This window comes from Ligilactobacillus ubinensis (genome assembly GCF_024160875.1).
Taxonomy (GTDB): Bacteria; Bacillota; Bacilli; order Lactobacillales; family Lactobacillaceae; genus Ligilactobacillus; species Ligilactobacillus ubinensis.
The window spans coordinates 1-2,695 of record NZ_JAIULA010000021.1 but is presented as its reverse complement, the minus strand read 5'-3'; the positions used below and the strand labels follow the sequence as shown (position 1 = coordinate 2,695).

Sequence of the window (2,695 nt, the reverse complement as noted above, 5' to 3'; positions counted from 1 at the left end):
TGATGAACTTGATGAACTTGATGAACTTGATGAACTTGATGAACTTGATGAACTTGATGAACTTGATGAACTTGATGAACTTGATGATTCAACATCCTCATAATCGGCTGTTAACCCTGCAATATCATTACTATCAATTGTTTGGTCAATAGTCGTAGGATACATTACACTGTCCTCATCAACTGTATTATGATTCAGTCCCAAAGCATGACCTAATTCATGAGTGCAAATATTTATATATTCTTGAGTAGTACACCAACTTGTTGTATTTGTATACAATGTAGAAACTGCTGCTTTAATTATACTGCCTGAGTACGTTACTTGCGTAACCCCTAACTCTGACTCATCACTAGTGGTTTCAACAGAGCATTCAATATCAGCATCATTCTCGTCTGAAGTCTCCGTTAGTGTTACAACTCCAATATCATTCCATGCAGTCATTGCATTACGCCAATACGATTTATATGCACTATCCATATCACTGTCTAAGTATACTGTAATGTTTCTAGAAGGCCAATGATACGAATATGGAGTTTCTTCTGTTGTAGATGAACTTGTTGTACTTACAGAGCTAGCCGAACTTGTTGAACTATTAGAACCTGTCGTATTTACCGCTGAATTTGATAAACTACTAGAACCTGTAGTTTCTACAACAGTATCAGTAGCAGCATAAATATCAGAGTTTTCAAATGGTAATGCAATAAAAATCAAGGTTGTAATAATTATTAAAATACCTACTATAATTTCTCTATTTGCTTTATAAATAAAACTTTTCTTACTCAGCATACTTAATTGACACCTTTCATGTTGAAGCATATTTGCATTGATGCTATAAATAATTTCTGCTTATATTATATATATATCTTAACTTATCAATACACCCGTTGTTTCATTAAAATGATAAGTTACACCTGATATCACTTGATAGCCTCTTAATAACTTTCCATCTGTATAGAAATAATACGTTTTTCCACTTATCGTTTGCCAACTGCGTAGCATTACTCCATCACTTGTACGGAAATAGTATGTTTTTCCACTTATCGTTTGCCAACTGCGTAGCATTACTCCATCACTTGTACGGAAATAGTATGTTTTCCCGTTTATCGTTTGCCAACTACGTAGCATTACTCCATCACTTGTACGGAAATAGTATGTTTTCCCGTTTATCGTTTGCCAACTGCGTAGCATTACTCCATCACTTGTACGGAAATAATATGTTTTAGTTCCCACCGTCACCCAGCCTGTTATCTTTTTTCCATTTTTATAAGCATAAGTTTTTCCATTAACTGTTTTTAATGTGTAACTACTAGACGTTGATGTACTTGAACTACTACTTGTACTTGTTGCTGAAGAACTGGTACTACTACTTGTACTTGTTGTCGAAGAACTGGTACTACTACTTGTACTTGTTGTCGAAGAACTAGCTCCAAAAGGATCCGATCCAGCTCCTTCTGAAAGAAGACCAGTATAATCATAAGACACATCTAAATATCCCGTATACCCGCTTAACATTGCTGTAGATGCAAATTGCCAAGCACCATAACTTGAATTTAATAAACTAGATGCTGAAGGATGATAAGGATATTGTGCTATCCATCCTTTTGACTTCCCATCAACTGCAACCAATTTAGATAAATATGTATATCCTGATGATGCATAAAAACCTTGATTTGTATACCCTGCATTTGACAATGTGCTTTGGAAAGTAGAAACATTCGTACCCACTGTCGAAACTGTTGCAGAAGATGCTTCGACATCTGAAAAAATTAATATGTTTGTATTAACGTCGTTATCTTCTAACCAACTTATCAAATAATTTGCCTGAGCTTTTGCTTCTGTTGTATTACTATAGGTAGCATATTGATAAATTGCAACATTCATACCTGCATTAGCAGCATATTGCATCTGCTTTAATGCATATGGATTAGTATATGATGTGCCTTGAGTTGCTTTCACAATAACCGTTTCAACGCCCAATGCTGCCAATTTTGTATAGTTTGTCTGTGTCATGCCACTTTGATATGATGCTACATCAACTGCCATAACGGTGGGTCGAGAACTATCTCCGATATACCATGTATCTGCACTAGTTGCTTGAACTATATTATTATTAAAAACAAAAATTAATAGTAATGAACCCACACACAATGTTAGTTGCCTTAAATCTACTCTAAAATAAATACCCAAAGTTTTCATAGATATATATGATTTTAATATCTACCTTTTTAAGATAGTTAAATCACAACTCTCACTTCCTTTCATATTATATTTACATTATAGAAAAATAAATTCAAAAAGTAATAACTTTACTGTTTTTTTATAAGTTTTGTTGACTAGATGATACAATGTATTTTTTTCGTAATTTATTGTAGTTAAACTGCTTTATTCAATTCTTCAAAGTTTCACATTAAAATTCTATCCTATATGAATAATGCACATATTGGCAAACTATATTTTTAATAACTAAAAACAAGAATAAGCTAAACAAGCTAGCTTTTGGTGCAAATTTTATTACCAAATATTCGGAAATAATCTACTATCATTTTGCAAATCTCGTCGATATTGATTATATATGATTTTTCTTCTATACTTTGGTGTAAAGACGATATGGTATTTGCATAACCATTTTGTATGTGCAAGACTATTTAACCTGTTCGCCAATTTTCAGCGTCCCCTTTCGATTTTTAAATGTTTG

Annotated in this window: 2 protein-coding genes and 1 pseudogene; all 3 read right to left on the bottom strand. The window is 33.1% G+C overall.

Annotated features, from left to right (window positions below):
* Positions 1-786 (bottom strand): matrixin family metalloprotease (locus LB941_RS09655; RefSeq protein ID WP_253361625.1); only part of this gene is annotated, 786 nt, incomplete at its 3' end.
* A gap of 78 nt (positions 787-864) precedes the next feature.
* A complete protein-coding gene (locus LB941_RS09650) occupies positions 865-2,196 on the bottom strand; it encodes a GH25 family lysozyme (RefSeq protein WP_253361623.1) in 1,332 nt (443 codons plus the stop codon).
* 351 nt (positions 2,197-2,547) lie between these two features.
* Positions 2,548-2,661, bottom strand: a pseudogene (locus LB941_RS09645) (transposase); the annotation flags it as partial.
* Positions 2,662-2,695 lie beyond the last annotated feature (34 nt).

Excerpts from the sequence above, each read along its gene's own strand:
- LB941_RS09650 (WP_253361623.1), bottom strand. The coding sequence starts at position 2,196 with ATGAAAACTTTGGGTATTTATTTTAGAGTAGATTTAAGGCAACTAACA.